4 protein-coding genes are annotated in these 7324 nt (G+C 48.4%); 2 read left to right on the top strand and 2 right to left on the bottom strand.

Annotation, left to right across the window (positions count from 1 at the left end):
- Both AB7E53_RS10920 and AB7E53_RS10915 read right to left on the bottom strand, forming a co-directional pair.
- Positions 1-1202, bottom strand: a 1202-nt coding sequence (locus AB7E53_RS10920) for a dihydroorotase (protein ID WP_446775645.1), incomplete at its 3' end; no start/stop codon positions are given.
- Positions 1203-1226: 24 nt separating this feature from the next.
- The gene (locus tag AB7E53_RS10915) at positions 1227-1967 is read right to left on the bottom strand and encodes a polyprenol monophosphomannose synthase (protein ID WP_068180027.1); all 741 of its coding nucleotides are present in this window, start codon (positions 1965-1967) and stop codon (positions 1227-1229) included.
- Between the two features lie 86 nt (positions 1968-2053).
- On the opposite strand from AB7E53_RS10915, the gene mfd reads away from it, so the two are divergent.
- Positions 2054-5392, top strand: coding sequence for a transcription-repair coupling factor (gene mfd, locus AB7E53_RS10910; RefSeq protein WP_446775643.1), 3339 nt, complete (start codon positions 2054-2056; stop codon positions 5390-5392).
- Positions 5393-5438: 46 nt separating this feature from the next.
- Positions 5439-7324: AMP-dependent synthetase/ligase (locus tag AB7E53_RS10905; RefSeq protein ID WP_446775641.1), on the top strand; the 1886-nt coding region annotated here is incomplete at its 3' end.

Below are 7324 nucleotides of genomic sequence, written 5' to 3'. Positions count from 1 at the left end.
ATATTCTCCTTGCCAACCGTCCAGTTTGCTTCCGGATCAATTAAGACAAGGTCGGCATAATAACCCGGACGAATATACCCGCGGCGGTCGATCTTGAACAACTCTGCCGGCATGTGAGCCATCTTCTCAACCACCTTCTCGACGGTGAAGCGGCCCTGCTTAGCAAGCTCGAGCATGGCAACTACCGAATGTTGTACCAGCGGTCCGCCCGAAGCTGCCTTAAGACAACTGCCCTCTTTCTCCGAAAGCAGATGCGGCGCGTGATCGGTGGCCACGATATCTATTTTATTATTATTTACGGCTTCAATCAATGCCTCACGGTCTGCCAGTGTTTTAACAGACGGATTCCATTTGATTCGGTTTCCGTAGGTGGCATAATCTGCATCGGTAAACCACAGATGATGCACACATACCTCGCCGGTGATCTGCTTTTCTGAAAGCGGCAGACTGTTGTCCAGCAGCTCCATCTCTTTTGCAGTAGAAAGATGCAGGATATGCAGGCGTGTATTCAGACGTTTAGCCAGGGCAACTGCCTCGGCCGACGATTCATAACAGGCCTCTTCGTCTCTTATCTTGCTGTGGAACGTGATATCAAGCTCTTCGCCATGCAAGGCCACGTAATGCGCTTTGTTGCGTTTAATCACCTCTTCCTTTTCTGCGTGAATGGCGATAAGCATCCCGGCTTCGCCAAAAATAGTTTCCAATGTTGCCGGATTATCCACAAGCATGTTGCCGGTAGATGAGCCCAGGAACAACTTCAATCCCGGAATACGTGTAGGATCCACCTTACGTATCTCGTCCATGTTATCGTTTGTACCGCCAAAGAAAAAGGAGTAGTTGGCAGCCGACGTCTCTGCCCCCCGGTTTAGTTTCCATTCCAGCTCGGCCAGCGTGGTAGTCTGCGGATTTGTATTGGGCATATCCATAAAGGTGGTCACCCCCCCTGCAACCGCAGCACGGCTCTCGCTGAAAATATCTCCCTTGTGCGTAACACCCGGTTCGCGAAAATGTACCTGATCGTCTATGGCCCCCGGAATCAACCATTTGCCGGTGGCATCGATTACTTGTCCCCCGCCCATAGCTTCGGGAGGAACCGTGCCTTCGTAAACAGCGGCTATCTTATCTCCCTTAACCAGAACAGAGCCTGTATAAGTGCGCCCTTCGTTTATGATTTGGGCATTTTTTATTAAAAGTTGTTTCATTATTGTCTCGTTTTTTGCAAGCTATTAGTTTAGTTTACGGGGATATTTGCGGAAGAAACTCCACCATTTAAGCTCAAGCACGCCAAACAGCGCTTCGCCGAAAATGGAAGAATTCATTTTGCTAACCCCCAGTTCGCGGTTGATAAAGATGATGGGCACCTCAACAACCTTGAATCCGCATTTATAAGCCGTAAATTTCATCTCAATCTGAAATGCATATCCCTTAAACTGAATCCGGTCCAGGTCGATGGTTTCCAGTACCTCACGGCGGTAGCATTTAAAGCCTGCGGTGGTATCCTGCACATGCATACCTGTAACAAGGCGCACATATACTGAGGCGAAATAAGACATCAGCACCCGTCCCAAAGGCCAGTTTACCACATTCACCCCGTTGCAATACCTGGAGCCGATCGAAACATCGGCACCTTGTTCCGCACAAGCCTTATAGAGCTTGATAAGGTCGTTGGGGTTGTGACTAAAGTCGGCATCCATCTCGAATATATAGTCGTATCCGTGACTCAAACACCATTTAAAGCCTGTGATATAGGCCGTGCCCAGTCCCTGCTTGCCTTTGCGTTCAATCATAAAAAGGCGGTCCGGAAACTCCTGCTGCAACGTTTTTACAATCGTGGCAGTTCCATCGGGCGAACCATCATCAATAATCAGTATATGGAATATCTTTTCCAGTTTAAAAACGGTGCGGATAATCTGTTCAATATTTTCCTTTTCGTTATAAGTGGGAATAATCACAATGCTGTCGGACATACTTTCTTTTGTGTGTTGAACTGTTTTTAAAGATCAAAGGTACATATTATAATTGAAATTTGTACCTTTGTACAAATTATTTTGCTTTGGAAGTACAGGAGTTACTTACTATGTACAGTGCCCACCCGCAGGTGTCGGCGCTGGTCGGTCTATTGGACGACAAATCTTGCCGGAATCTTTTTCTGAAGGGTTTAAATGGTTCGGGGGCAGCATTAACAATCGCATCTCTCTTTTTTAAGAAAAGGGGCAGCTACGTGTGCGTATTAAACGACCAGGAAGAGGCCGGTTATTTTTATCATGACCTGATGCAGCTCACCAACAGTCAGGACATTTTTTTCTTTCCCTCAGCTTACCGGCGTGCCATCAAGTACGGACACCTCGATCCGGCCAACGAGATTTTGCGTACCGAGGTGTTAAGCCGACTGCAAATGCCCGATCTGCCCACCGTTATCGTTACCTACCCCGATGCACTGGCAGAGAAGGTGATCGCACAAGCCGACCTGAAACAGAAAACTTTGCAGATCGGTGTGGGCGACAAGCTGGACAATATGTTTGTTTCGGATATATTGGACGAATATGGATTCGAACAGGTGGATTACGTGTACGAACCCGGACAATATGCTATGCGCGGAAGTATCCTGGACGTGTTTTCATTCTCGCACGAGTTTCCCTATCGTATCGACTTTTTTGGCAGCGAGGTGGAAACCATACGCACCTTCGAGGTTGAATCGCAGTTATCTAAAAGCCGACTTGATCGTATCGCCATTGTGCCGGAGATGAATAAAAGCGGACTTATCAGTACGTCGTTGCTGGAGTCGCTTTCGCCCAATACCATTCTGGCATTCGGAGATTTGGAATGGTGTAAGGAAAAAATAGGGAGCATATACCGTGAAGAGCCGGTGTTGGGCGACGAAGAGTCGTTTACTTCGGCCGAACAGATGCGCCTCCGGCTGGTGCCGGAAGATGAGTTTCTGCGTTCCGTACTGAACTTCAGACGCATCGCTTTTGGAGCAAAGGCTGCAGGAACTCCGGATGCTACGGTTATATTCAGTACGCGCCCTCAACCTATTTATCATAAGAATTTTGATCTGGTAAGCAGCTCGTTCCATACTTTCCTTGAAGAGGGTTATACGTTGTATATCCTCAGCGACGTGGAAAAGCAGGCTACCCGTATCCGCATCATATTTGAAGACCGTAAGGAGTATATCCCCTTTACTTCGGTAAACCGGACTATCCACGGCGGGTTTGCAGACGATACGCTGAAGGTTTGTTTGTTTACGGATCATCAGCTGTTTGACCGTTTCCATAAGTTCAACCTGAAAAGCGAAAAGGCCCGTTCGGGTAAGATAACGCTTTCGCTTAAGGAGCTTAACCAGTTTACCAGCGGCGACTATATCGTACACATCGATCACGGTGTGGGGCAGTTCGGCGGATTGGTACGTACAGAGGTGAACGGACGCATCCAGGAGGCCATTAAACTGATTTATCAAAACAACGATATTATTTTTGTAAGCATCCACTCCCTCCACAAGCTTTCCAAATATAAGGGAAAAGAGAGCGGCGAACCGCCTAAACTGAATAAGCTGGGTACAGGTGCCTGGGAGAAGATGAAGGAGCGGACCAAAAAGAAGGTGAAGGACATTGCCCGCGACCTGATTTTGCTTTACTCCAAACGGAAGGATGAGAAGGGGTTTGCTTATTCGCCGGACAGTTTTATGCAACACGAACTGGAGGCCAGCTTTATTTATGAGGACACTCCCGACCAGATGAAGGCTACTGCCGATGTGAAGGAGGATATGGAGCGTCCGCTGCCCATGGACCGTCTGATATGCGGGGATGTAGGATTCGGTAAAACCGAAATAGCTATTCGCGCGGCATTCAAAGCCGTTAGCGACAACAAGCAGGTGGCTCTGCTGGTTCCTACTACCGTACTGGCTTTTCAGCATTACAATACCTTCCGCGAACGCTTAAAGGATTTCCCCTGCCGCATAGACTACATCAGCAGGGCGCGTACATCGGGACAGATAAAAGATACCCTTCAGAAGGTAAAAGAGGGTGAAGTGAATATTCTGATCGGCACGCACCGCATTGTAAGCAAGGATGTGAAGTTTAAGGATTTGGGGCTGCTCATTATTGACGAAGAGCAGAAGTTTGGTGTTTCTGTAAAGGAAAAACTCAAGCAGCTTAAGGTGAACGTGGATACGCTGACCATGACTGCCACTCCGATTCCGCGTACCTTGCAGTTCTCGCTGATGGGGGCACGCGACTTGTCGAACATCAACACACCACCGCCCAACCGCTATCCGGTGCAGACCGAAGTACATCGTTTTAATGAAGATATCATACGTGAGGCTATCAACTTTGAAATGAGCCGGAACGGTCAGGTTTATTTCATAAACAACCGTATCCAGAACATTTACGAGATAGAAGCCCTGATACGCCGCGAAGTGCCCGATGCCCGTATTTGTGTGGGACACGGACAGATGGAGCCCGAAAAGCTGGAAAAGATTATTCTCGATTTCGAAAATTACGAATACGATGTGCTTATCGCAACCAGCATTGTAGAAAATGGCATCGATGTATCCAATGCCAACACGATTCTGATAAACAATGCCCAGCAGTTCGGATTATCGGATCTGCATCAGTTGCGCGGACGTGTGGGACGAAGCAACCGCAAGGCTTTTTGTTACCTGCTCTCTCCTCCCCTCAGTTCGCTTACCCAGGAGGCGCGCCGCCGTTTGCAGGCCATCGAAAACTTTTCCGAGCTGGGAAGCGGGATCCATATCGCTATGCAAGACCTCGACATTCGTGGTGCAGGCAATATGTTGGGTGCCGAACAGAGCGGCTTCATAGCCGACCTGGGTTACGAGACTTACCAGAAGATACTGGAAGAGGCTGTTCAGGAGCTTAAAAGCGAAGAGTTTGCCGAACTTTACAGCGATTCGGAAGAGGGCAAACGGGATAGCGGAACCGATTACGTGCGCGAAACGTACATTGAAAGTGATCTGGAGCTGATGTTTTCGCCGACTTATATTCCCAACGATTCGGAACGGGTATCTCTTTACCGCGAATTAGACAATATGGAAGAAGAACGCGACATACAGGCGTTTGCCGACCGGCTGAACGATCGTTTCGGGAAGATTCCTCCCGAAGGCAGGGAGCTGATCCGGATTGTACGCCTGCGCCGCATGGCGAAACATCTGGGTATGGAGAAGGTGGTGCTGAAAAAAGGACAAATGAGCCTCTTCCTGGTTGCCAATCCGGAAAGTCCGTATTACCAGAGCGAAGCCTTCGACCGTTTGCTGCATTTTGTGCAGCAACATCCCAGGGCTTGCAACCTGCGTGAGCAGAACGGCAAACGAAGCATCGTTATAAAAAATGTACCCACTGTGGAGACTGCCTGTGCTTATCTGGAGATGATTTGATTATTTTTATGTACGTTTGCGCCTGAAAACATTTGAGCACTGGTAAATGAAAAAGACATTAATAGATCTTTTCGAAGCATCCGTAAACCGGTATCCTTCGAATATGTTCCTTTGGGAGAAGACAAACGGAGCATTTGAATCCACCTCTTATAAAGAAGTAAAGGATCAGGTGTACAACCTGGGAGCCGGACTACAGGCCTTGGGTGTGCGTAAGGGAGACACGATGGCCTTATTGTCTGAAGGACGCAACGCGTGGATTATTGGCGAACTGGCCATGTTTTATGCTGGAGCCTGCAATGTTCCGCTGTCTGTTAAACTGGAAGAAAGCAACGACCTGCTTTTCCGTCTTACCCATGCAGAGGTTAAATTCATCATGGTATCGGGTAATCAGCTTAAAAAGATCCGCACCATCATCGATCAGCTTCCTTTATTAAAGAAGGTGATTGTGTTCGACGAGCAACCTTCCCTTCAGGAGAAGGAGATCCTGCTCAGCGAAGTACAGGAAATGGGCCGGGCATGGCTGGAAACCCATACGCTGGAAGAGTTTCTATCCGTTGGACGTTCACTTACCAACGACGATTATGCAACCATCACCTATACTTCCGGAACCACGGCCGATCCAAAAGGGGTTATCCTCACCCACCGGAATTACACGGCAAACGTAGAACAGTCGCTTACGCTGGTCAAGATAGACGAAACCTGGCGTACCCTTATCATACTTCCGTTAGATCATTGCTTCGCACACGTAGTTGGGTTCTATATCTTTATGAGCGTGGGTGCCTCCGTGGCAACCGTTCAGGTAGGTAAAACCGGGATGGAGACTCTGAAAAACATCCCTTTAAATATACGCGAATTTAAACCTCATCTTATATTAAGCGTACCTGCTCTGGCAAAGAGTTTCAGGAAAAACATCGAACAGGGCGTACGCGCCCAGGGTAAGGTAGCTACCTGGTTGTTTAACAAAGGACTGGCCGTTGCATATGCTTACAATGGCGACGGTCACAATAAGGGGGCTGGTCTGCGGTTCCTGCTCAATCCGCTGGTAAAAATGTTTGATGCTCTGCTGTTCTCAAAGGTACGTCTCAACTTTGGTGGCGAACTTCGCTTCTTTGTGGGAGGAGGTGCCTTATTGGATAAAGATTTACAAAAGTTCTATTACGCTTTGGGTATCCCCATGTATCAGGGATACGGTTTGAGCGAAGCTACACCCGTGATCTCGTCGAATGTGCCGTCCAGACATACCTTTGGAAGCAGCGGTATATTGGTTGCCCCCATTGAATTGAAGATTTGCGACAACGAGGGGAATGAATTGCCTGTAGGCCAGGCGGGCGAAATCGTTATCAGAGGAGAGAATGTAATGGCCGGATACTGGAAGAACCCGTCCAGCACAGCCGAAACCATCCGTAACGGGTGGTTGTACACAGGCGACCTGGGGTATATGGGAACCGACGGTTTTCTGTATGTAAAGGGACGCTTTAAGAGTTTACTCATCGGCAGTGATGGCGAGAAATATAGTCCCGAAGGGATCGAAGAGGCTCTGGTGGAGAAATCGAGCTGCATCGACCAGTTGATGCTTCATAATAATCAGAATGCTTACACGGTGGCACTGGTGGTTCCCAACAAGGAACGTCTGAAGACAAAGCTTGCCCGGATGCACCTGGATTTATCGTCCGACAAAGGGAAAGAGGCTGCGATACAGATAATACAGGAGCAGATAAACCGGTTCAAAACCGGAGGGATACATGCGGCCATGTTCCCCGACCGCTGGCTTCCAACCACTTTTGCCATTCTGCCGGAGCCGTTTACCGAGCAGAATCAGATGATAAACAGCACGATGAAGATGGTACGTGGTAAAATTGAGAAGGCATATGCCGAACGTATTGAATTCCTGTATTCGTCGTTCGGGAAGAATCCGGTCAACCCCGTTAATAA

The organism is Macellibacteroides sp. (assembly GCF_050251695.1).
Taxonomy (GTDB): domain Bacteria; phylum Bacteroidota; class Bacteroidia; order Bacteroidales; family Tannerellaceae; genus Macellibacteroides; species Macellibacteroides fermentans.
The sequence above is the reverse complement of the archived record's forward strand: the minus strand, read 5'-3'. Positions and strand labels throughout refer to the sequence as shown.

Bases quoted from the DNA above. Each gene is read 5' to 3' on its own strand.
- AB7E53_RS10915 (WP_068180027.1), bottom strand. From the start codon at position 1,967: ATGTCCGACAGCATTGTGATTATTCCCACTTATAACGAAAAGGAAAAT.